Below are 22591 nucleotides of genomic sequence, written 5' to 3'. Positions count from 1 at the left end.
GCACCTGCTGCCCGGGCAAGGCGCGCACAAGCGCCTTCCCCGGGTCGGGCGTTTCTTTTATGTTGTGGTCTTGTTCACCAACCTGGCGCCCACATGACCGCACACCCGGAGCAACCGGATCACCTGAGGCGCAGCCTCTCCAACCGCCACCTGCAGCTGATCGCGATCGGCGGCGCCATCGGCACCGGCCTGTTCATGGGCTCGGGCAAGACGATCAGCCTGGCCGGGCCGTCGATCCTGCTGGTGTACATGATCATCGGCGTCATGCTGTTCTTCGTGATGCGGGCGATGGGCGAGCTGCTGCTGTCGAACCTGCAGTACAAGTCGTTCATCGACTTCTCCACCGACCTGCTGGGGCCATGGGCCGGGTTCTTCTGCGGCTGGACCTACTGGTTCTGCTGGATCGTCACCGCCATCGCCGACGTCATCGCGATCGCGTCCTACGCGCAGTTCTGGCTGCCGGGACTGGCACCGTGGATACCCGCATTGCTGTGCGTGGGCATTCTGCTGACGCTGAACCTGACCGCGGTGCGGTTGTTCGGCGAAATGGAATTCTGGTTCGCGCTGATCAAGATCGTCGCCATCATCGCGCTGATCGTGGTGGGCTTCGGCATGATCATGTGGGGCTTCACCTCGCCCGCCGGCAACAAGGCGTCGCTGGCCAACCTGTGGAACGACGGCGGCTTCTTCCCGACTGGCTGGAGCGGCTTCTTCGCCGGCTTCCAGATCGCGGTGTTCGCCTTCGTCGGCATCGAACTGGTGGGCACCACCGCCGCCGAGACCGCCGACCCGGAGCGCAACCTGCCCAAGGCGATCAACTCGATCCCGGTGCGCATCCTGCTGTTCTACGTGCTGGCACTGGTGGTGATCATGACGGTGACGCCGTGGCGGCTGGTGCGGCCCGACCACAGCCCGTTCGTGGAACTGTTTGTGCTGGCCGGCATTCCCGCCGCGGCCAGCCTGATCAATTTCGTGGTGCTGACCTCGGCGATGTCCTCGTCGAACAGCGGCATCTTCTCGACCAGCCGCATGCTCTACGGCCTGGCCGAGGAAGGCCACGCGCCGGCCACGTTCGGCAAGCTGTCGCGCGCCGCGGTACCCGCGCGCGGTCTGCTCTTCTCCTGCGCCGCGCTGCTGGTGGGCGCCATGCTGGTGTATGTGATTCCCAACCTGGTGACCGCCTTCACCCTGGTCACCACGCTGTCGGCCGTGCTGTTCATGTTCATCTGGTCGCTGATCCTGTGCGCGTACATCGCCTACCGGCGCAAGCGCCCCGAGCTGCATGCAAGCTCGGCCTACAAGATGCCCGGCGGCGTGGCGATGTGCGTGGTCTGCCTGGCGTTCTTCGCCTTCGTGCTGGTGCTGCTCACCCTGCAGCCGGATACCCGCGAAGCTCTGCTGGCCAGCCCGGTCTGGTTCCTGCTGCTGGGCATCGGCTACCTGTGGAAGGGCCGCCGCAACAGCCGTCACGCACCCGTTGTGGAGTAAACCGATGCGCTACCGCCTGGCCGCCCTGTCGCTCGCCCTCGCCGGCTGCCTGCCGGCGCTGGCCGTCCACGCCAAGGACACTCCCACCACGAAGCAGTTGCTGGCTGCGTCCAAACCGTCGGAATGGCGCACGCCCGATCCGCATAACCTGGTCTACATGCAGCTGCCCAAGGGCCGCGTGGTGATCGAGCTGGCGCCGTCTTTCAGCCCGCTGCACACGGCCAACATCCGCACCCTGGTGCGCGGGCACTATTTCGATGGCCTGGCCATCGTGCGGGTGCAGGACAACTTCGTGACGCAGTGGGACGACCCGAACAGCGACGACGGCGGCGACAAGGCGAAGATGCACCCGCTGGGCAAGGCCAAAGCCACGCTGCCGGCCGAGTTCACCCGGCCGATCAAGCCCACGCCGGGTTATCCCGAACTGGACTGGACACCGCTGCCCGATGGCGACGTGTACGCGCCGCAAGTCGGCTTCAGTCATGGCTTCCCGGTGGCCCGCGACCCGGCCAGCGGACGCGAATGGCTGGTGCAGTGCTACGGCATGGTCGGCGTGGCGCGCGACGTGGCGCCCGACAGCGGCAACGGCAGCGCGCTGTACGCGATCATCGGCCAGGCGCCGCGCCGGCTGGACCACAACCTGGCGGTGGCTGGCCGCGTGCTGCAGGGCATGCAGTACCTGTCGTCACTGCCGCGCGGCAGCGGACCGATGGGCTTCTACACCAAGGCGTCGCAGCGCACGCCCATCGTGTCGATGACGCTGGCCTCGGACCTGCCGCCAGCCCAGCGCGAGAAGATCCAGGTGCTGCGTACCAGCAGCCCCACCTTCCACGCGATGATCGACGTCGCCCGCCACGGACACAACGCGTTCTACCCCCAGCCAGTGGGCAAGGTCGGCATCTGCGACATCAGCGCGCCGGTGCGGGTCAACGGCAAGCCGCTGCCGTAGGCGGCCGGCGGTGCGGCGTGATGGCCACACCGGCCACGGTGGTCATTCCCGTGCAGGCGGGAATCCAGACACCCGACTGTCGGCGGGTAAAGCGGTAAAGCATCTACAACGTTGGATTCCCGCCTGCGCGGGAATGACGTTGAGGGAGCGTGAGTGGTACTCGCGAGGACGGAAGTCACAGCGAGGGAACATCAGCGTTGGCGAGGACTGGGGCATCGATACAGCGAGCGCCCAGTCGGCGCTACGGCTTCTGCTTCAACACCGCCGCGATCAGCCCCGGGAACCGGGCATCCAGCTCTTTCCGGCGCAGGGCGTTGAGATGCGTGGTGCCCGCGGACGAGGTATGCACCAGCCCGGCCTCGCGCAGGATGCGGAAGTGGTGCGACATGCTCGACTTGGGACGACCGAATTCGAGTTCGCCGCAGGTCGCCTGGGCCACGCCGGCAAGGTGCCGCACGATATCGAGCCGCGCCGGATCGCTCAGCGCATGAAAGATGCGCTCCAGGGCGAACTGTTCGGGGGCGGGATGCTTGAAGGGACGCATGGGCCGGAAGCATAGCCGGGTTGGCTGTTGATCGATAGTTCGATTATTATCGAATAATCACATTGAACCACTCCCCCGACCGGCAAGGATCCCCCATGTCCGCACTGTTCCAACCCTTCACGCTCAAGGGCGTCACCCTGCGCAACCGCGTGGCGGTACCGCCGATGTGCCAGTACGAGGCCATCGACGGCGTCGCCAACGACTGGCATCACGTGCACCTGGCCGGCATGGCCCGGGGTGGCGCCGGGCTGGTGATCGTCGAGGCGACCGCGGTGTCGCCGGAAGGCCGCATCACGCCCAACTGCCTGGGCCTGTGGAATGACGCCCAGACCGAAGCGCTGAAGCCGATAGTGGCGGCGATCAAGGCCGGCGGCGCGGTGCCGGGCATCCAGATCGGCCACGCCGGCCGCAAGGCCAACGCCAACCGTCCGTGGGACGGCGACGACCACATCGCCGAGAGCGATCCGCGCTACTGGCAAACACTCGCCCCGTCCGCACAGGCGTTCGGCGGCCATCTGTCGCGCGTGCCCAAGGCGATGACGATCGAGGACATCGCCCGCGTGCGCGAGGATTTCGTGGCGGCGGCCAGGCGTGCGCTCGATGCCGGCTTCGAATGGCTGGAGCTGCACTTCGCCCACGGCTACCTGGGCCAGAGCTTCTTCTCCCATCACAGCAACCAGCGTGACGACAGCTACGGCGGCTCGCCGGAGAACCGTGGCCGCTTCCTGCTGGAAACGCTGGCGGCGGTGCGCAAGGTGTGGCCGGAACACCTGCCGCTGACCGCGCGCTTCGGCGTGCTGGAGTTCGACGGCCGCGACGAGGAAACGCTCGCCGAGTCCATCGCGCTGGTGCAGAACTTCAAGCGCGAAGGCCTGGACATGCTGAGCGTGAGCGTGGGTTTCACCATCCCGCAGACCAACATTCCGTGGGGCCCGTCGTTCATGGCACCGATCGCCAGACGCGTGCGCGAGGAAACCTGCCTGCCGGTGTCGTCCGCCTGGGGCTTCGGCACGCCGGAGGCCGCCGAGGCGGCGATCGCAAGCGAGTCGCTGGATCTGGTGATGGTCGGCCGCTCGCACCTGGCTGATCCGCATTGGACCTTCGCCGCCGCCAGCAAGCTGGGCGTGGACAAGGCCTCGTGGACCCTGCCTGCACCCTACGCGCACTGGCTGGAGCGCTACGCCATCTGACGCCTCAGGTGCCCCGGCCTTCGCATGCCGGGGCACCGCGCGTTCACCGGTAGCCCGCCGCCTGCAATTCGAACAGCTCCGCGTAACGGCCACCCGCGTCCACCAGTTCGTCGTGGCTGCCGATCGACTCGATCCGGCCGCCCTCCATCACGATGATGCGGTCGGCCATGCGCACGGTGGAGAAGCGGTGCGAGATGATCACCGCGCTGCGCCCGTGCGACAGTTCGCGGAAGCGCTGGAACACCTCGAACTCCGAGCGCGCGTCCAGCGCCGAGGTGGGTTCGTCCAGGATCAGCAGTTGCGCGTCGCGCATGTAGGCACGGGCGATGGCGATCTTCTGCCATTCGCCACCGGACAGGTCGACACCGTCTTTGAACAGCTTGCCCAGCATCTGCGCGTAGCCCTTTGGCAGCCGGCCGATCACCTCGTCGGCCACGCTGCGCCGGGCGGCATCCTCGATGCGCGAGCGGTCGTCGCGCGCGTCGATGCGCCCCACCGCGATGTTCTGCGCGGCGTCGAAGTAGTAGCGCACGTAGTCCTGGAAGATCACCCCGACATTCGCGCGCAGCTCTTCGAGGTCGTACTCGGACAGCGGATGGCCGTCCAGAAGAATGCGCCCTTCGTCCGGGTCGTACAGCCTTGAGAGCAGCTTCACCAGGGTCGTCTTGCCGGCGCCGTTCTCGCCGACCAGCGCCAGCACTTCGCCCGCATGCAGGGTGAAGTCGAGATGGCGCACCGCCCAGCGCTGGGCACCGGGATAGCGGAACCCCACATCCTCGAAACGGAAGCCCTCGCGGATCGGCTGCGGGAACGGCCTGGGCTGCGCCGGCGACAGGATTTCCGGCTGGATGCGGAAGAACGAGAACAGGTCGTCCAGGTACAGCGCCTGCCCGGCCACCTGCGAGAACCCGGTAAGCAGGCTTTCCAGCAGGCTGCGCAGCCGCCGGAACGAGGACGACAGGAAGGTGAGGTCGCCCACGCTGAACTCGCCGCGCACCGTGCGCCAGGCGATGAATACGTAGGCCGCGTAGTAGCCGGCCGTGCCGATGGTGGTGAACAGCCCGCCCCAGCCCGCGCGGCGCAGCGCCACCCGGCGGTTCGCGCGGTAGATCGACCACGACAGCTCGCGGTAGCGGTCGACCAGGAAGCGGTTGAGGCCGAAGCTCTTCACTTCCTTGGCGGTCTGCGCGCTGGCGCCGAGCATGCGCAGGTAATCCAGCTCGCGCCGCTCCGGCGTCCATCGGTGGTTCACTTCGTAGCTCTGCGCATTGAAGTGGAATTCGCCCAGGAAGGCCGGCACCAGCGCCACCAGCAGCAGCACGATCAGCCACGGCGCGTAGACCAGCAGGCCCACCGCGAAACTCACCACGGTCACCATGTCCTGAGCCTGCCCCAGCAGCTGCGACAGCAGGCCGCTGCGTCCGGCCAGCTGGCGGCGCGCGCGGTCCAGCCGGTCCTGCAGGTCGGCGTCCTCGAAGTCCTCCAGGTCCAGCGCGGCGGCGTGCTCCATCAGTCGCGCGCTGGTGCTGTTGGCGTACAGCTCGGACAGCAGCGAATCAATCATCGCCACGGCGCGGCCGAGCAGGTCGGCCGCCACGCCCAGCCCGAACTCCATCGCCAGCAGCAGCCACAGGTGCTCCAGCGCCGGGCTACTGAGCCAGCCCGACACGGGCATGTGTGCACTGCCCGACGCCAGCAGGTGCACCACCATGTCGATGATCAGCTTGCCCACGTACAAGGTGGTCACCGGCAGCAACGCGCGCAGCAGACGCAGCACGATGGTCGCCACGCAGAGCCACGGACTGGTGCGCCAGATGCTGGCCAGGAAGGGCGGCAGGTTGCGCAGCGCCATGAAGCGTTCGCGCATGTTCTTCGGCGGTGGCAAGGGATCGTGAGCGCCACGACGGCCGGTGCGGGGAGCAGGCATGGGGTATTCCGTAGCAGGTTGAGGCGAGCATGCCATGGCCTCGCCGGTGAGGACCGCGGCACCCTTGAATTCGACATGACTACGATATATCTTTTTCGTCACTTAAGATATATCGGAAGAATGTCATGCGCATGCATCGCCACTTTTTCAGGTCCATGCACCACGCGTTCCACCATGGTTTCGGCGATGCCGGCCCGGATGAGCGCGACGCCTACGAACGGCACGCCGCACGCGGCCCGTTCGGACGCCACCGCCAGGGCGGCGACGCGTTCGGCGAATGGAACGACCTGCGCGGCGGCGGCCGGCACGGCGGCGGCCGCATGTTCGGCCACGGTGACCTGAAGCTGTTGCTGCTGGCGCTGATCGAGCAGCAGCCACGCCACGGCTATGAGCTGATCCGGATCATCGAGGAGATGTTCCACGGCCAGTACACACCCAGCCCCGGCGCGATCTACCCCACCCTCACCATGCTGGAAGAGCTGGGTTATGCCGAGATCCAGAGTGCTCAGGGCAACCGCAAGCTCTACGGCATCACCGATGACGGCCGCGCCTTTCTCGACGAAAACCGTGATGCGGTGGAAGCCGCCACCGAGCGCACCCGGCGCAGCGCGCGCATGGCCGCCAAGATGGCCATGCCGGCCACCGTGCACAAGGCCATGCACGCCATCAAGCACGCCATGCTGATGCGTGGCGGAGAGTGGAACAAGGACGAAGCCCAGCGCGTGGCGACGATTCTCGAACGCGCCGCCCACGACATCGCCACCGGCGACCAGAACGACTGAACCGGCCTCGCCGCACCGGCAGGCGCCACCGCGAAAGGCCTGCCGACATCACGCGCAGCCGTCGCCACGCGCCCACCCATGTCCACGGAACCCCCACGATGACCACACACCAGCACCAGCGCCTGCGCCACGAAGTGGTTCTGCGCACCCTCGACGTGTTGCGCGTCGAACGCCTGACCCCGCACATGCAGCGCGTCGTACTCGGCGGAGATGAGCTGCGCGGCTTCCACAGCGCATCGCCCGACGATCACGTGAAGCTGTTCTTTCCCCACCCCGATGGTCAGCTGGTCCTGCCCAGGCCGGGCCCGGATGGGCTGGAACCACCACCCGGCCTGACCCCGTCACCGATGCGCGACTACACCCCGCGCCACCACGATGCCGGGCGCGGCGAACTGACCGTCGACTTCGTGCTGCACGGCGACGGCCCCGCCGCCAGCTGGGCCGCCCAGGCCGCGCCCGGCCAGCAGCTCGGCGCAGGTGGACCACGCGGCTCGTTCGTGATCGCCGACGACTTCGACCGCTACGTGCTGGTCGGCGACGAGACCGCCCTGCCGGCCATCGGCCGCTGGCTGAGCGAGATGCCGGCCGGCATGCACGCCACCGTACTGGTCGAGATTCCCGGCGACGCCGACCGTCAGGCACTGCCGTCCCGTGCCGATGTCGAGATCCACTGGCTGCCCCGCGACGGCCAGCCCGGCGACCACAGCGGACGTCTGGAGCAGGCACTACAGGCCCTGCCCGCCTACCCCGGCGACACGTTCTACTGGATCGCCGCCGAATCGGGACGCACCCGTGCCATGCGGCTGTGGCTGGACCAGCGCGGCGTGCCGAAGGACTGGATCCAGGCCAAGGGCTACTGGAAGGCCCAGCCCGGCGACAGCGACTGAACCCTGCATCGCGGGCACCGGCACGACGTAAAATAGCGGGCCTTCCTTCGGCCCGCGCCCCATGCAACCCGTCAACCGTGCCCGTCTGCAGATCCATTTCTGCGTTCTTCTGTGGGGCTTCACCGCCATCCTCGGCAAGGTGATCACCCTGCCCGCGCTGCCGCTGGTGTGGTGGCGCATGCTGATGGTCACCGCCGCGCTGCTGCTGGTGCCGAAGGTGTGGCGCGGCCTGCGCGCGATGCCGATGCGGTTGCGCTGGGCCTATGCCGGCATCGGTGCGCTGGTCTCGCTGCACTGGCTGACCTTCTACGCGGCGATCAAGCTTTCCAACGCCTCGGTGGGTGCCACCTGCATCGCCCTGGGCCCGGTGTTCCTGTCCTTCATCGAACCGTGGGTGGCGCGCCGCCGCTTCGACCCGCGCGAACTGATGATCGGCGTGGCGGTGGTCCCCGGCGTGGCGATGGTGGTGGGCGGCGTGCCCAGCGGCATGCGCATCGGCATTGCGGTGGGTGTGCTGTCGGCCCTGTTCGTGGCGCTGTTCGGCTCGCTCAACAAGCGGCTGGTCGAGCATGGCGACCCGCTGACGGTGACCTGCATCGAGCTGGGCACGGGCACCCTGTTCCTGACCCTGCTGGCACCGCTGCTGCCCCACACCGGCCCGGCTTTCGTGCTGCCCGACCTGCACGACACACTGCTGCTGCTGGCATTGGCGTTCGGCTGCACCCTGCTGCCGTTCGCGCTGGCGCTGGTCGCGCTTCGCCACCTGAGCGCGTTCGGCACGCAGATGGTGACCAATCTGGAACCGGTCTACGCGATCGTGCTGGCGATGCTGCTGCTCGGCGAGCAGCACCAGTTGGATCACTGGTTCTATGCTGGCGTGGTGGTGATCCTGCTGGCTGTGTTCACCCATCCGCTGCTGGCAAGGCGCCAGCAGGCGCCCGCGCAGGCCGAGCTGCTGGGCACCGCCGAAAGCCACAACATCGTCGAGTGACCGCCGCCTACATGGCGGTCGCCGCCGAGGCCGGCGCCGAAGTCGCCGGCGCGGGCGAACTGGCGGACTTGCCGGTTGCCTTGTGAGCGGGGTCCATGTCGTCGTCCGGCGGCGCCTTCGCCACGATCGCCAGGTACTCGGCCGGGCTCAGCGTGGGCAGCTTGCGCAGGAACGCCACCATGCTCCAGATCGTGGCGTCGTCGTGGCTGGTGCCCCAGGCCGGCATCGCGCTCATCTTGATGCCGTGCTTGATCACCCAGAACGCCTCGCGCGGATCGATCTGCATGTGCCACAGCACCGGCGGCCGCGGATACAGGCCCGGCCTGATCTCCGACCCGGCCATGCCCGGTGCGAGATGGCAGCCGGTGCACATGGCCGCGTACTGCCCGGCACCCTTGAGTATCACCTTCGGGTCGTCCAGGTCACCCGGCACCGTGACGCCTTCGGCATGATGCGCGATGGAGCGCTGGCGCAGCGTATTCAGCACGGCAAAGGTCGATGCCCAGTGCGGGCTGTCGGCGCCGATGTCGTACCAGCCGGAATACACGAAGCCGGCGATACCCAGCAGCGCGACCAGCACGACCGCCAGCACGGTCTTGAAGAATGTCATCGAATTGCCCCTTTCGTTTGCGTGCAGTGCATATCTCAGAACCAGAAGCGTACCCCGGCCAGCCAGGTCAGCGCATGCACCGGCTCCGGCTGTCGCCACGGTGGCAACAGGACATTGTCGACCGGGTGGCGATAAGCCCATGACACGCCGACATACGGCGCGAAGCGGCGACTGAACTCGTAACGCAGGCGCAGGCCCAGCTCGGCCGTGGCAAGACCGGCGTGGATATCGCGCTGCTGATCGCTCTTGCCGTACAGATTCATTTCCAGCGACGGCTGCAGGATCAGCCGCTGGGTGAAGAACAGTTCGTAGTTCACCTCGGTGCGGGCGGCGGTACGTCCCTGCGGCCCCGCATACACGGTGGCATTCAGTTCGAACCAGTACGGCGCCAGGCCTTCCACACCAGCCGCTATCCAGTTGCGCGAAGGCCCCTGTCCGAAGTCGTGACGAACACCGAGCCGGGTATCCCAGAAGCTGGCCACGGCGTGCCCCCAGAAGGCTTCGACCCGCGCATCGCGGGTGCCGTCACTTGCATGCTCGCCCTCGCTGTCCAGCCACAACCGGTCGATGTCCCCGCCCCACCAGCCTTCCATGCTCCAGGCCGTGCTGGCACCACCGTGCTGGGCGAAGTCGCGCTCCAGCCGCTGCACCAGCAGCATGCCCAGCACCGGGTGATCGCGCATGTGCATCACGCCGGCAACACTCGCCGAGGACAGCGCCGGCATCGGATGCTGCGGTGGCGCGGGCGGAACGTGGTCGTTCGGCGGCAGCTTGCGCTGCGGCGCCTTAGTCTTGGGCGTGACCATCGGCTTCGCTGGCATCGCATGCTTCATCGGCCGCATCGGCATGCCCGGCATGTCCATCGTGGCCGGCGCGGTCGTCTGCTGTGCAGCGGACGCCATCGCCAGACCGGGCAGCAGCATGGCGGACAGCAACAAGGTGCGACGATGCGCGCTCATGCCACCACCACCTCGCGGAACATGCCCGCCTCCATGTGGTACAGCAGGTGGCAGTGGTAGGCCCAGCGCCCCAGCACATCGGCACTGACGCGGTAACTGACCTGCTGCGCCGGCTGCACCACCACGGTGTGCTTGCGTGCCTGGAACGCACCATCCGGCGACTCCAGCTCGCTCCACATGCCGTGCAGGTGAATCGGGTGCGCCATCATGGTGTCGTTGATCAGGGTCACGCGCAGATGCTCGCCGTAACGGAAGCGCAGCGGCTTGGCGTCGGAGAAGCGCTGGCCGTTGAAGGACCACAGATAGCGTTGCATGTTGCCGGTGAGATGCAGCACGACCTCCCGCCCCACACTGGGCGAGATCGGCGCATCGACCGCGTGCAGGTCGGCGTAGGTGAGCACGCGCCGGCCGTTGTGGCGCAGGCCGGCGCCGGGATCGTCGAGGTTGCGGCGCGGGTGCAGCACGCGCATGGCCACTTCGGGGCCGGTCGGCGGTGGCGACGCGACCCGTGAGGCATCGGCGGCGTCGATCGTATGGGGCGACCCCATATGGCCCATCGCCATCTGATCCATCGCCTCGTGCGCCATGTCATGCGTCATGCCGCTCATACCCTTCATGCCGCCTATCGCCATGCCCGGCATCCCGTGCATGGCCGCCGCGCCCATCATGTCCACCATGCTCAGCACCGGCCGCGGATCCAGCGGCGGCACCTCCGCGGTCATGCCGGCGCCTGGCGTCAGCGTGCCGCGCGCATAGCCGGAACGGTCCATCGCCTGGGCGAAGATGGTCCACGCACGGTCGCCGTGCGGCTTGACGATCACATCGTAGGTTTCCGCCACGCCGATGCGGAACTCGTCCACCGACACCGGTTCAATGTCCTGGCCGTCGGCGGCCACTACGGTCATTTTCAGGCCGGGGATGCGCACGTCGAAGAAGGTCATCGCCGAGCCGTTGATGAAGCGCAGCCGCAACTTTTCGCCGGGCTTGAACAGACCGGTCCAGTTGGCCGCCGGCGCATGGCCGTTCATCAGGTAGGTGTAGGTCATGCCGGTGACGTCGGACAGGTCGCGGGTATTCATGCGCATGCGCTCCCACATGCGGCGCTCGGCCAGTGCCTGCGAAAGTCCATCGCGCCGCACGTCGTGCAGGAAGCCGCCCACCGTCGGCTGGCCCAGATTGTAGTAGTCGCTCTGCTTCTTCAGGTTGGCGTAGATACGCTCGGGATCGGTGTCGCTCCAGTCGTTGAGCATCACCACGTAGTCGCGTTCGGTGGGATGGCGCATGCCGCCGCGCGGCTCGATCACGATCGGGCCGTACAGCCCGGTCTGTTCCTGGAAGCGCGTGTGACTGTGGTACCAGTAAGTGCCTTTCTGGTTCACCGTGAAGCGATAGGTGTATTCGCCACCGGACGGGATGCCGGCAAAGCTCAGCCCCGGCACGCCGTCCATGTCCGACGGCAGGATGATGCCGTGCCAGTGGATCGAGCTACTCACCGGCAGCCGGTTGCGCACGCGCAGGGTGATCGTGTCGCCCTCACGCCAGCGCAGCAGCGGTCCGGGCAACTGGCCGTTGACCACGGTGGCCACGCGCCGGTGGCCGGTGAAATCCACCGGCAGCTCGCCGATGGTCAGGTCGTACGAGCTGCCGCTCAACACGGCCGGCATGCTGCTGCCCTGCGCGGACAGCCGTCCCGGGCGAAGGCCCAGCATGGCAGCGGCACCGCCCAGCGCCAGGCCCTGCACGAAGCGTCGGCGAGGCAGCAGGATGCCGCGTGGTTTTGTCGGGTACATTTGCAGACTCCGTCATTCAACGAACACGATTCAGCGAATACGGCCCATCGGCCGTGGCACGCCACCGCAGCGGGTGGCGACAGTCGTGACGGAGTCAGGCCAGTGGTGGTCGCAGCAATGGCAGCCGTGCCGGGTGCGGCACGCCGAGCGTGGCGAGTCGCCAGCTCGGACGGGCGGGCCGCCATGCTCCCGCCAGCGCCGACCAGGTCGACGGCAGGGCGGTCGGTGCATGCGCGCAGCAGTCGCAGGCCGGAGCCGCCGGGCCGCCCTCGCCATGCATCGGGCTGCCGTGCATGGCCGCAGCGCCATCCATCGTCGGACAGCCTCCGCCCGGCTGGGCCCATGCCACGGCAACGGTCAAGTTGAGCCACGCACACAGCATCAGCGCCAGCGGGACGCGGTATCGACGCAGATGGGCGATGACAGGACGGAACATCCCGCAAGCCTACGTATCCGGTGCGAGGCTGCCAACTCTGGAGCAGGCTTCGCGCCGGCCGCCACGTATACTTGTGGCTCCCAGTCCGGCCGATGTCCATGAATTACCGCCACGCCTACCACGCCGGCAATTTCGCCGATGTCCTCAAGCACGTCGTGCTGCTGGCCCTGGTCGAATCGCTAAAGGCCAAGCCGACGCCGTTCGCGCTGATCGACACCCATGCCGGCAGCGGCTGCTACGCGCTGGACAGTGTCGAGGCCGGCAAGACCGGCGAATGGCGCGACGGCATCGGCCGCCTGCTGTTTCCCGACCTGCACGGCGGCGACGCCGGCAATGCGGCACTGCCACCGCTGCTGCGCCGCTGGCTGGACAGCATTCTGGCCCTGCCCGGCAATGAGCAAGGTTTGAAGCTGTACCCGGGTTCGCCCATACAGGCCGCCAACGCGATGCGCGAACACGACAGCGCGTACCTGTGCGAACTGCATCCGGAAGAAGCCGACCGCCTGCGCGAACTGTTTCGCCGCGACCCGCGCATGCACGTGCACGCGCGCGACGGCTACGCCGCCCTGAAGGGCCTGTTGCCGCCGAAGGAAAAGCGCGGACTGGTGCTGATCGACCCGCCCTACGAGGCGCAGGAAGCCGAATACGACGCCATCGACAAGGCGCTGAAGGAAGCCATCCAGCGCTGGCCCGGCGGCGTCTATGCCGTGTGGTACCCGATCAAGCTGCGCAGCCAGGTGCAGCCGTTCCTGCGCGACCTTCGCCACCGCGGCGCCAAGCGCGTGCTGCGGGCGGAACTGCTGGTGCACCCGGACGATTCGCCGCTGCGCCTCAACGGCACCGGCATGGTCGTCCTGAATGCGCCATGGAAACTCGACGAGGTGCTGCGCGAACCGCTGCGGGCGATGGCGCGGCTGCTGTCGCAGGACCGCCCCGCAACCTGGACGCTGGACTGGCTACTGCAGGACGGCGAGGACGCCAGCGCTCCGGCACGTCCCCCGGTGGCGCCCGCATCGCCGTCCGGTCCGCAACGCCACCGTCGCTGAACCGGCACCGCGGCACATGCGCAAGGGCGGCACGGCTTGAGGTAGCCTAGCCACACATGCATCCGGCGCATTTCCGATGCGCAAGGATGGCGCCACCGGGCACACCCGCCGCCAAAGGACTCCCGCCATGCGTCCCCTGCTCCGCTTCCCGCCGCTCCTGCTTGCTCCCCTGGCCGCGCTGATGCTGTCGGCCTGCGCGCCGGCCCCGATCTACAAGGTGCCCGCGAATGCCGTGGCGGCAACCCCGATGCAGGTGGCGCGGACGCCGGAGAACTATGCGCATGGCCAGGTCATCTGGGGTGGCACGGTGGTGTCGGTGACCAATTTTCCCGACCGCACCGAGATCGAAGTGCTGGCACTGCCGCTGGATGGCTCGCAGCGCCCGCGCCTGAATGCCACCGCCAGCGGCCGCTTCATCGCCGTCATCCCCGGCTACGTGGAACCGCTGAACTACCCTCCCGGTGCGCCGATCACCGTCAGCGGCACGCTCAATGGCAGCCGTGCCGGCCACGTTGGCGAAGCCAGTTATGTGTTCCCGCTGGTGAAGGTGGTGCAGGCGCACCGCTGGACCGCCAGCGAAATGACACAGGGCCGCAACAACGTGCACTTCGGTCTGGGCCTGGGTGTCGGCATCCGCTGAGCCCCTCCGGGCAGCAGCCTGGTTCGCCACGCCAGCCGGCCAACCGATTCCTGGCTGCCGGGATGCGCAGATGAGCTGGATGATGCCTAAGGCTTGAACTGGGCAAACGTGACGACGTGACCAGTGGGTTCGCGGTACGCGATTTCGATAGCGCCATAAAACGTCTCGTGTCGTGGCGACAGGATCTCGCAGCCATCCAGTGCGGACGCAATGGCGTCGATGTCGTCCACCTCGACGAACAAATAGCTGCGGTCGCCATGCCACGTGACCTGACCCGCATGCGGGTCAGCGGCGAGTGCCGCCTGGCTCTGATACATCACCTCGATGCCGTGACCGAACAGGATCGCGAAAGCCGGGCCGTTGTTGCCGGGTACCTCGGTCGTCACCTCGAAACCGAGTCGGTCTCGCCAGAAGGCCACGCCGGGTGTGATGTCCGGCGCGAACAGTACCGGAGTGGCCTTGCGGCAGACAGGATGGGACATGGGCTATTCCTCGTACACTGAATGTCGGAACAGGATGACGGCAACCGATGCCGTCGTATTGAACGAATGCGTCAACGCCAGCGCCCCGGCGTGACACCTGCGAAACGCGCGAACTCACGCACGAAGTGAGCCTGGTCGCTGTAACCGGCCGCCAGTGCGATATCGACCGTCGACCGCTTCCGCATTTCCAGCATCTGCCGTGCTCGTTCGAAGCGCAGGTAGCGCAGATGCTGGCGGGGACTCACCCCAACGCTCTCCAGGAAACGACGCTGCAGGCTGCGCACTCCTAAACCACTCTGGCATGTCAGCGCCGCCACCGTAGGCAACTCGACCGACCGGCTGACGTCCCGCAACAATGCCGTCAGATCATGCCCGGCCAGCCGCGGAAGTGCAGCATTCAGGCTGTCATTCGCCAGTGCACAACGTGTGGCGAAATCGGGGGCCGCATACCATCGCTCAAGCGGCGGGCGCCAGTGCATGGCCGTAAGGTCAGTCACGTCCACCGAAGCGTCCACCAATGCGCTGAGTGGCACGCCCAGCAAGGGATACAGTCCACCCGACGCGAAACGGATACCGAACAGCGCCTGTTCGGTGCGTACGGAAACAAGCATCGCGCGGGTCATCGTGCCAACCCAGCGCGCTCTGGGCTCCGTACCGTCAAGCTCGCAGATGAGGTCGGCGCAACCATCGGGCAGCACACGCCGGACGTCGCTTGCATCCTTCCCCGCCGGTGCAATGCCCCAATAGGCCGACACCAGATGCCGCAAATGGGGCGCTGGCAGCGCTTCGCGATAACTCATGCCTGGATCGTGCCCGAAAGGCAGCGTGCCGTCATGCTGCGGCATGTCGCGGCTAGAATGACCCGTCCCGTGATGCATGCAAGGAGCGACATGTCCGGCCACGCCAATTCGCTGAAGGCGATCTTCCTCGCCCTGGGCGCGAACTTCGCGATCTTCGTCTCCAAGCTGGTTGCCGCCGTACTCACCGGCTCCGGGGCGATGCTGGCCGAGGCGATCCATTCGCTGGCCGACTGCGGCAACCAGGGCCTGTTGCTGCTGGGCATGCGCCAGGCCAGGCGGCCGCCGTCGGACGAGTTTCCGCTGGGCTGGGGGCGCGCGCTGTATTTCTGGTCGTTCCTGGTAGCGCTGCTGCTGTTCAGCGTGGGCGGCATGTTTTCGGTCTACGAAGGCGTGCACAAACTGAGCCATCCCGAGCCGCTGAAATGGCCGTGGCTGGCGCTGGGCGTGCTGGCCTTCGGCATCGTGGCGGAAAGCTTCTCGATGCACGGCTGCCTGCAGGAAGTGAACAAGGCGCGCGGCGAACGCAGCCTGTGGCGCTGGTTCCGCGAGACGCGCTCGAGCGAGCTGCTGGTGATTTTCGGCGAAGACTTCGCCGCACTGATCGGCCTGTGCCTGGCCACGCTGGCGGTAGGTGCCACCATGCTCACCGGCAACCTTCTGTTCGACGCGCTGGGCACCATTGCCATCGGCGTGCTGCTGATCGTGGTGGCCATCGCGGTGGCGGTAGAGGTGAAGGCACTGCTGATCGGCCAGGGCATGGAGCCGGCGCGCCGTGCCGAGCTGCTGTCCTTTCTGCAGGCCCGCAGCGAGGTCGCGCAGGTGCTGAACCTGATCACCGTGCAGATGGGGCCGGACGTGATGGTGGCGGTGAAGGCGCAGATGGCGCCGGCCGACAGCGACCTTGCGCTGATCGATGCGATCAACGCGGTCGAACGCGACATGAAGGCCGCGTTCGGCGAAATCCGCTGGAGCTTCTTCGAGCCCGACGTGACCGACTGAACCGACTGCCCATCGCAGCAACGGGCTCTCAGCTGGCTTCGGCAACTACGCCTTCTGCAGCACGCTTGCGCAGCTCGGCCTTGCGCTCGCTGTAGCGGTCGACCAGATAATCGCTGCGGTCGCGCACCATCAGGGTGAACTTCACCAGCTCTTCCATCACGTCGACCACGCGGTCGTAGAACGGCGACGGCTTCATGCGTCCGTCGTCGTCGAACTCCTGCCAGGCCTTGGCCACCGACGACTGGTTCGGAATCGTCACCATGCGCATCCAGCGTCCCAGCACACGCAGCGTGTTGACCGCATTGAACGACTGCGAACCGCCGCACACCTGCATCACCGCCAGCGTCCGACCCTGGGTCGGACGCACGCTGCCGTCTTCCAGCGGCAGCCAGTCGATCTGGTTCTTGAACACGCCGGTGATGGTGCCGTGGCGCTCCGGGCTGACCCACACCTGACCTTCCGACCACTGCGACAGCGCGCGCAGTTCCTGCACCCTGGGGTGGCTGGCGTCGACACTGTCGAGCACCGGCAGCTCGTGCGGATCGAAGATGCGGGTCTCGGCGCCGAAGTGGCGCAGCAGGCGTTCCGCTTCCAGTGCCAGCTTGCGGCTGTAGGACTGCGGCCGCAGCGAGCCGTACAGCAGCAGGATCCGCGGCGGGTGCCGCGAGGCATCGGTCAGGCGCAGCGCTTCCAGGCTGGGCACCTGCAGGGCGTTGTCATCGATATTCGGCAGGTCGGCGGGGTCGAGCGGGAGCATCGGCATGTCTTGTAGTGGCAATATATTTCCATCATCATGGAAACATCGAAATGAAACAAGGCCCGTCCATGTCACCCATCCGCGTCCTGTTCGTCTGCACAGGCAACTCCGCCCGCAGCGTGCTCGCCGAAGCCACCCTGAACGCGCTTGGCGCCGGCCGCTTCCTGGCTTTCAGCGCCGGCAGCCGCCCCACCGGCCGGGTCAATCCGCTGGCGCTGACCGTGCTGCAGCAACACGCGATACCGTGCGAAGGCCTGTCGAGCAAGTCGTGGGACCGCTTCACCGAAGCTGACGGCCCGGCCCTGGATATCGTGGTGACGGTGTGCAACAGCGCCGCCAGCGAGCCCTGCCCGGTGCTGTTCGGCGACTTTGTGCGCACCCACTGGGGCCTACCCGACCCGGCTGCCGTCGAGGGCGACGACGCCACCCGGCTGCAGGCGTTCGAAACCGCCTTCCGGACCGTTTCCGCACGCATCCGCGCCTGCATCGCGCTGCCGCTGGAGTCGATGCCGCGCAGCGAGTGGGCCGCGCAGTTGGATGCCATCGGCACGCTTGAAGCGGAGAACGCGGCATGAGCCAGTCCGCCGACCGCATGACCGCCCCGGCAACCGCCGCCAGCCGTCCCGCGATCAGTTTCTTCGAGCGCTTTCTTACCGCCTGGGTGCTGCTGTGCATGGCCGGCGGCATCGGGCTTGGCCACCTGTTGCCCGGCACCTTCGCCTACCTGGGCCACACGGAAATGGCACAGGTAAACCTGCCGATCGCAGTGCTGATCTGGCTGATGATCGTGCCGATGCTGCTGAAGATCGATTTCGCCGCACTGAAGGCGGTCGGCCAGCACTGGAAGGGCATGGGCGTGACGCTGTTCGTGAACTGGGCGGTGAAGCCGTTCTCGATGGCCCTGCTCGGCTGGATCTTCATCCGCCACGTCTTCGCCGCCGCACTGCCGGCGGACCAGCTGGACGCCTACATCGCCGGCCTGATCCTGCTGGCCGCGGCACCGTGCACGGCGATGGTGTTCGTATGGAGCCGCCTGTGCAACGGCGAGCCGGCGTTCACGCTGAGCCAGGTGGCGCTGAACGACGCCATCATGGTGGTGGCGTTCGCCCCCATCGTCGGCCTGCTGCTGGGTCTGTCGGCCATCACCGTGCCGTGGAACACCCTGGTGCTGTCGGTCGCGCTGTATATCGTGGTGCCAGTGATCGCCAGCGCCCTGCTGCGCCACTGGATGCTGCGGCATGGCGGCCAACCCGCATTGGATCGGCTGCTGGCGCGCCTGGGACCGATCTCCCTCGCTGCGTTGCTGCTGATGCTGGTGCTGCTGTTTGGCTTCCAGGGCCAGCAGATTCTCGACCATCCGCTGATCATCGCGATGCTGGCCGTGCCGATCCTGATCCAGGTCTACTTCAACGCCGGCCTGGCCTACCTGCTCAACCGCTGGATGGGCGTGGCGCACTGCGTGGCCGGCCCTTCGGCACTGATCGGTGCCAGCAACTTCTTCGAGCTGGCCGTCGCCGCGGCCGTGGGCCTGTTCGGCGTGCATTCCGGCGCTGCGCTGGCCACCGTCGTCGGCGTGCTGATCGAGGTACCGGTGATGCTGTCGGTCGTGCGCATCGTGACCCGCAGCCGGCACTGGTACGAAACCCGGACGCACTAGAGGAAGCCCCCATGCACGGCCACTACAACGTGCTCTATATCTGCACCGGCAACTCGGCCCGCAGCATCTTTGCCGAGGTCCTCACCGATCACCTCGGGCACGGCCACTTCAAGGGCTACAGCGCCGGTAGCCATCCGCTGGGGCACATCCATCCCAGGACACTGGAAGCACTCACGGCCGTGAACCTGCCGACCACGGGCCTGCGCAGCAAGGGCTGGGACGAGTTCGCCAGGCCCGGCGCACCGGTCATGGATTTCATCATCACCGTCTGCGACCAGGCCGCCGCGGAACAGTGCCCGGCCTGGCCCGGCGCACCCATCACCGCCCATTGGAGCATCCCCGACCCCGCCAAGGTCGTGGGCGACGACGACACCATCAGGAAGGCATTCGCCCTGGCACGCGGCCTGCTGCAACAGCGCATTGGGCTGCTGTTGAACCTGCCCATCGAAAAGCTGGACCGGCTGGCCCTGAAGAGTCGGATCGAGGCCCTACAGGCACCGGACGCGTGAACCGGCACGCTACACTGCCGGCCATGTCCTCCCGTGCACCTCGAACACCCGTCGTCCAGACCGAGCAGGCCCTGACCATGCTGTCGGGCCTTGCACAGGCGTCGCGCCTCGGCATCTTCCGCCTGCTGGTCGAGCATGCGCCCGACGGTCTTGCCGTGGGCGAGATCGGCGACAAGCTGGGCATGGCCAACGCCACCCTGTCGTTCCACCTCAAGGAACTGGCCCACGCCGGCCTGGTCACCCGCCGCCCCAGTGGCCGGCACATCTTCTACACCGCATCGATCGAATCGATGAACCAGCTGGTCGCCTACCTCACGGAAAACTGCTGCGCCGGCGCCGCCTGCGATGCGGCTCCACAGACACGCTGCGGCCCGTCTTCACGGAAGGACATCGCCGACTGATCTGGCTGGTTGTGCAAGCGGACGGGCCTATGCGACCCGTGATTGAGCGTATCCATTCCGAAGCAATGTACGAAATTTTCTCAACGGCCTTTCAGTGATCCGCCGAGCCCAAAGATGATATTCATCGTTCCAGACTGCTTCGCAGTTTGGGTTGAACACTGGGGCAAAAGCATCATGCGTCCGGAGTTGATAAGAAGCATTCTACACAGCTATTAAACCTTTTCCATTAGCTTTGCAAATTCAATCTCCGCTTTCGCCAGTCGGGCCCGATCACAGGCCGGACACAGCAACGGCCCCCTGCGCCCTGTCACTAGGCGCTTACCAATGCCGCACTTCTCGCACGTGAGAGAAGTCGGCCGATGCGCACAGATGGGCTGTTCCAACTGCGCATTGAGGTGCTTTGCAAGATATGCAAACTGCTGTCTCTCGAATTGGTTAGACAAGTCAAGCTGGCGTAGCTGAGAACAGTCTGACAGACCTGTGATGTCGTCATCTTCAAGCTTGGCATTTCTCAACGAAAAACTCTGAAGTGACTCAAGCCGATAAACGGGTGCCAAGCTGAGTAGTCGAAGCGGCGGAGAGAGGCTTCCCAGGTTGCCGGACAGATGCAGCTCCTCAAGCGACGAGAGCTGTTCGAGGCCGCTTAAATCACGTAATTTCGCGAAGTCAGAGATCAATAGATGCCTCAGCTGAGGCATGTTAAAAATCGGCGTAATAGTCTGGATCTTATTGGCCCACGTGATCGAAAGTGCGTTGAGCGACGCAAGACCTGAAAGGTCCGGTAGTTGCGGCGCCATGACGTTATACAGCGTGAGGCGGACTGCATTTTTAGCACCTAATACAGCGGGCCAGTCGCGTTCGCGAACATTTCGAAGATCCAGGTCTTGCGCTTCCGCGATAACGGATAGATCGTTTTCTCTATCGAGTAGCAACATGACCACGTTAAGAGGCCTAAGGCTGGAGTTGAGCGGCGGCAGCGCCGTCCGCATCAGACAAATTTTTAGGTGCGTGGTTCGACATCCACATTCTCTTTGGATTCACTCAGCGACCTCGCCCCCCGCTTCAGCTTGCTGAGCTTAGCGGCTCCATGCTCCACCCAGATGATCTCAGCAGCATCCTCAAGTCGCTCATAGCATCGGCAAGAGTTCGCTGACGCCTCGTAGATCTATCACCCCTCGCAGGACCACCTTTGTATGGATCGGTTCCAAACCCGGCCATCAAACCACTTTGCCATGATGCGCCGTTTGCAGTGACCACGCGTGGGCATCAACGCTTCGACTGCAGAAGATCCCACGCATTGCCGTACAGGTCTTCGAACACGGCGACCGTGCCGTAGGGTTCGTGGCGCGGCTCCTCGCGAAAGTGCACGCCGGCGGCACGCATGCGTTGCCAGTCGCGCTGGAAGTCGTCGGTGTGCAGGAACAGGAAGACCCGGCCGCCGGTCTGGTTGCCGATGCGTGAGCGCTGCGCGTCGTCGGCCGCACGGGCCAGCAGCAGGCGGGTTTCGGTCGAGCCCGGAGGGGCCAGGACGACCCAGCGCTTGCCGCCGCCCTGATCGATGTCGTCGATCAGCTCAAAACCCAGCTTGCCGGTATACCAGGCAATCGCTTCGTCGTAATCGGCCACCAGCAGGGCCAGCGCACCCAGGTGTTGCTTCATGACTTTCTCCTTGGCGGCCATGCCTGCGCGGCCTGCCGGTGATGGGGGATTGATGCAATGAGGGCATGCAGATGACGAGAGTCGCGCACAGCGGAGGTCAATCCCCCATGCGACATGGCTGTCACGCCACCGCCCGCATTCGCGCCGCCCTGCTCACGCCGAGGTAACTGCGCCGGCAGTGTAATCGCCGGACGACAAGCAGGCTGCAACCAGCCGCGCCGTCGCCTGGCGACGTGAGCCGCGTCCCATGATGCTGTATCGCAGCATGCAAAGCCGTCATACAAGCTCAGCATGCGGCTCAATGCCGCGTATAATCTGGCTAATCCATGATTGAAAAATCATGTTGCAAAGCACACAATACGCATACGTACGGAAAGCTGGACTCCAGCCATGATCGCCGCCATCGACTTCCCCGCCCCCTACAGCCACGCCACGCTGCCGCCACCCAGCCGCGAACGCTTCGCGCGTCCGCAGGTCACCCGCAGCGGCCGCAACGAGCGGGTACGCACCCGCGACAACCGCGAACTGCTGCTGCGTGCGATCGAGCCGGGCGACGTGGCCGCGATGCAGCGCTGTTTTACCCGCCTGTCGCCGGAAGACATCCGGCGCCGCTTCCTGCACGCCATGTCCGAGCTGCCCACACCGATGGCACAACGGCTGTGCCGGATCGACCCCGCCAGCGAAAACGCCTATGTGCTGATGGACGAGTCGGAGAAGCCCGCGGAAATGCGTGGCGTCGGGCGCATCTACGTGGACGAGGCCACCCGCAGCGCCGAGTTCTCGGTGCTGGTGGAGCACGCGTGGAGCCGCCGTGGCCTGGGCGCATTGCTGATGCAGCACCTGGTGGCCGACTGCCGGCGCCGCGAGCTGGTCGAGCTGTGGGGCTACGTGCTGATGGAAAACCGGCCAATGCTCGAACTGTGCCGCGAGCTGGGCTTCACCAAGCGGATGATGCCGGACGAACCGGGCACTGCGCTGATTACGCTGACGCTGTAAGCGCTGCCGGGGCGCGCCCGATACAACGAGAAGGCCTCGTAACCGGATCGCGTTAGACTTGTGCGCTTTCCACGCGGCATCCGGCCGCGTCA

Annotated in this window: 25 protein-coding genes; 14 read left to right on the top strand and 11 right to left on the bottom strand. The window is 66.3% G+C overall.

The genetic code is table 11. The features are described from left to right. Positions 1-93 precede the first annotated feature (93 nt). Both cycA and RA164_RS05095 read left to right on the top strand, forming a co-directional pair. Positions 94-1488: a D-serine/D-alanine/glycine transporter gene (gene cycA, locus RA164_RS05100; RefSeq protein WP_329742888.1), complete on the top strand. Its 1395-nt coding sequence runs from the start codon at positions 94-96 to the stop codon at positions 1486-1488. 4 nt (positions 1489-1492) lie between these two features. After that, entirely contained in the window at positions 1493-2437 is a 945-nt protein-coding gene (locus RA164_RS05095) for a peptidylprolyl isomerase (RefSeq protein ID WP_329742887.1), read from the top strand. A gap of 241 nt (positions 2438-2678) precedes the next feature. On the opposite strand, the gene RA164_RS05090 is transcribed toward RA164_RS05095, so the two are convergent. After that, positions 2679-2981 carry an ArsR/SmtB family transcription factor gene (locus tag RA164_RS05090; RefSeq protein WP_329742886.1) on the bottom strand — a complete coding sequence of 101 codons (303 nt, stop codon included), beginning with the start codon at positions 2979-2981 and terminating at the stop codon, positions 2679-2681. A gap of 95 nt (positions 2982-3076) precedes the next feature. Here RA164_RS05090 and RA164_RS05085 point away from each other — a divergent pair, with 95 nt between their 5' ends. Further along, complete coding sequence (locus RA164_RS05085; RefSeq protein ID WP_329742885.1) at positions 3077-4171, top strand: NADH:flavin oxidoreductase/NADH oxidase; 1095 nt, start codon at positions 3077-3079, stop codon at positions 4169-4171. 43 nt (positions 4172-4214) lie between these two features. Here the strand turns inward: RA164_RS05085 and RA164_RS05080 are convergent, their stop codons facing one another. Further along, on the bottom strand, positions 4215-6098 hold the full coding sequence (locus RA164_RS05080) for an ABC transporter ATP-binding protein (RefSeq protein WP_329742884.1): 1884 nt from the start codon (positions 6096-6098) through the stop codon (positions 4215-4217). A gap of 125 nt (positions 6099-6223) precedes the next feature. On the opposite strand from RA164_RS05080, the gene RA164_RS05075 reads away from it, so the two are divergent. The 3 genes from RA164_RS05075 to RA164_RS05065 all read left to right on the top strand — a co-directional run bounded on the left by RA164_RS05075 (position 6224) and on the right by RA164_RS05065 (position 8758). After that, entirely contained in the window at positions 6224-6880 is a 657-nt protein-coding gene (locus RA164_RS05075; RefSeq protein WP_329742883.1) for a PadR family transcriptional regulator, read from the top strand. 98 nt (positions 6881-6978) lie between these two features. After that, positions 6979-7767, top strand: coding sequence for a siderophore-interacting protein (locus RA164_RS05070; RefSeq protein WP_329742882.1), 789 nt, complete (start codon positions 6979-6981; stop codon positions 7765-7767). Between the two features lie 61 nt (positions 7768-7828). Continuing rightward, entirely contained in the window at positions 7829-8758 is a 930-nt protein-coding gene (locus RA164_RS05065; RefSeq protein ID WP_329742881.1) for a DMT family transporter, read from the top strand. Between the two features lie 7 nt (positions 8759-8765). On the opposite strand, the gene RA164_RS05060 is transcribed toward RA164_RS05065, so the two are convergent. The 4 genes from RA164_RS05060 to RA164_RS05045 all read right to left on the bottom strand — a co-directional run bounded on the left by RA164_RS05060 (position 8766) and on the right by RA164_RS05045 (position 12553). Beyond that, complete coding sequence (locus tag RA164_RS05060) at positions 8766-9368, bottom strand: c-type cytochrome (protein WP_329742880.1); 603 nt, start codon at positions 9366-9368, stop codon at positions 8766-8768. A gap of 35 nt (positions 9369-9403) precedes the next feature. Then, the gene (locus tag RA164_RS05055; RefSeq protein ID WP_329742879.1) at positions 9404-10327 is read right to left on the bottom strand and encodes a copper resistance protein B; all 924 of its coding nucleotides are present in this window, start codon (positions 10325-10327) and stop codon (positions 9404-9406) included. After that, positions 10324-12117, bottom strand: a complete 1794-nt coding sequence (locus tag RA164_RS05050) for a copper resistance system multicopper oxidase (protein ID WP_329742878.1) — start codon at positions 12115-12117, stop codon at positions 10324-10326. Before RA164_RS05050 ends, RA164_RS05055 begins: the two co-directional genes overlap by 4 nt. Positions 12118-12211: 94 nt before the next feature. Next, complete coding sequence (locus RA164_RS05045) at positions 12212-12553, bottom strand: hypothetical protein (RefSeq protein ID WP_329742877.1); 342 nt, start codon at positions 12551-12553, stop codon at positions 12212-12214. Between the two features lie 98 nt (positions 12554-12651). On the opposite strand from RA164_RS05045, the gene RA164_RS05040 reads away from it, so the two are divergent. Further along, on the top strand, positions 12652-13599 hold the full coding sequence (locus tag RA164_RS05040; protein WP_329742876.1) for a 23S rRNA (adenine(2030)-N(6))-methyltransferase RlmJ: 948 nt from the start codon (positions 12652-12654) through the stop codon (positions 13597-13599). Positions 13600-13726: 127 nt separating this feature from the next. Further along, entirely contained in the window at positions 13727-14239 is a 513-nt protein-coding gene (locus RA164_RS05035; RefSeq protein ID WP_329742875.1) for a Slp family lipoprotein, read from the top strand. Between the two features lie 86 nt (positions 14240-14325). Here the strand turns inward: RA164_RS05035 and RA164_RS05030 are convergent, their stop codons facing one another. Both RA164_RS05030 and RA164_RS05025 read right to left on the bottom strand, forming a co-directional pair. Then, complete coding sequence (locus RA164_RS05030) at positions 14326-14721, bottom strand: VOC family protein (protein WP_329742874.1); 396 nt, start codon at positions 14719-14721, stop codon at positions 14326-14328. Between the two features lie 71 nt (positions 14722-14792). Next, positions 14793-15521, bottom strand: a complete 729-nt coding sequence (locus RA164_RS05025) for a helix-turn-helix domain-containing protein (RefSeq protein ID WP_329742873.1) — start codon at positions 15519-15521, stop codon at positions 14793-14795. Positions 15522-15611: 90 nt separating this feature from the next. Between RA164_RS05025 and RA164_RS05020 the strand changes: the two genes are divergently transcribed. Next, entirely contained in the window at positions 15612-16520 is a 909-nt protein-coding gene (locus RA164_RS05020) for a cation diffusion facilitator family transporter (RefSeq protein WP_329742872.1), read from the top strand. A 28-nt stretch (positions 16521-16548) separates the two neighbouring features. On the opposite strand, the gene arsH is transcribed toward RA164_RS05020, so the two are convergent. Then, complete coding sequence (gene arsH / locus RA164_RS05015) at positions 16549-17277, bottom strand: arsenical resistance protein ArsH (protein WP_329742871.1); 729 nt, start codon at positions 17275-17277, stop codon at positions 16549-16551. 68 nt (positions 17278-17345) lie between these two features. On the opposite strand from arsH, the gene RA164_RS05010 reads away from it, so the two are divergent. From RA164_RS05010 to RA164_RS04995, 4 genes are all read left to right on the top strand, one after another. Continuing rightward, entirely contained in the window at positions 17346-17852 is a 507-nt protein-coding gene (locus tag RA164_RS05010) for an arsenate reductase ArsC (RefSeq protein WP_329742870.1), read from the top strand. Continuing rightward, positions 17849-18934: an ACR3 family arsenite efflux transporter gene (gene arsB, locus RA164_RS05005; protein ID WP_329742869.1), complete on the top strand. Its 1086-nt coding sequence runs from the start codon at positions 17849-17851 to the stop codon at positions 18932-18934. The genes RA164_RS05010 and arsB overlap by 4 nt, the downstream gene beginning before the upstream one ends. Before the next feature lie 11 nt (positions 18935-18945). Further along, positions 18946-19443, top strand: coding sequence for an arsenate reductase ArsC (locus RA164_RS05000; RefSeq protein ID WP_329742868.1), 498 nt, complete (start codon positions 18946-18948; stop codon positions 19441-19443). 77 nt (positions 19444-19520) lie between these two features. Continuing rightward, positions 19521-19844 (top strand): ArsR/SmtB family transcription factor, encoded by a 324-nt coding sequence (locus tag RA164_RS04995; RefSeq protein WP_329742867.1) that lies wholly within the window; start codon positions 19521-19523, stop codon positions 19842-19844. 212 nt (positions 19845-20056) lie between these two features. Here the strand turns inward: RA164_RS04995 and RA164_RS04990 are convergent, their stop codons facing one another. Continuing rightward, positions 20057-20833 carry a leucine-rich repeat domain-containing protein gene (locus RA164_RS04990; protein WP_329742866.1) on the bottom strand — a complete coding sequence of 259 codons (777 nt, stop codon included), beginning with the start codon at positions 20831-20833 and terminating at the stop codon, positions 20057-20059. A gap of 277 nt (positions 20834-21110) precedes the next feature. Next, on the bottom strand, positions 21111-21503 hold the full coding sequence (locus tag RA164_RS04985; RefSeq protein ID WP_329742865.1) for a VOC family protein: 393 nt from the start codon (positions 21501-21503) through the stop codon (positions 21111-21113). 390 nt (positions 21504-21893) lie between these two features. On the opposite strand from RA164_RS04985, the gene RA164_RS04980 reads away from it, so the two are divergent. Next, entirely contained in the window at positions 21894-22499 is a 606-nt protein-coding gene (locus RA164_RS04980; RefSeq protein WP_329742864.1) for a GNAT family N-acetyltransferase, read from the top strand. Positions 22500-22591 lie beyond the last annotated feature (92 nt).

It is taken from the genome of Dyella sp. A6 (assembly GCF_036320485.1).
Taxonomy (GTDB): domain Bacteria; phylum Pseudomonadota; class Gammaproteobacteria; order Xanthomonadales; family Rhodanobacteraceae; genus Rhodanobacter_A; species Rhodanobacter_A aluminiiresistens.
Note: the sequence above shows the minus strand (reverse complement) of the source record. Positions and strands in the feature narration are given on the sequence as shown.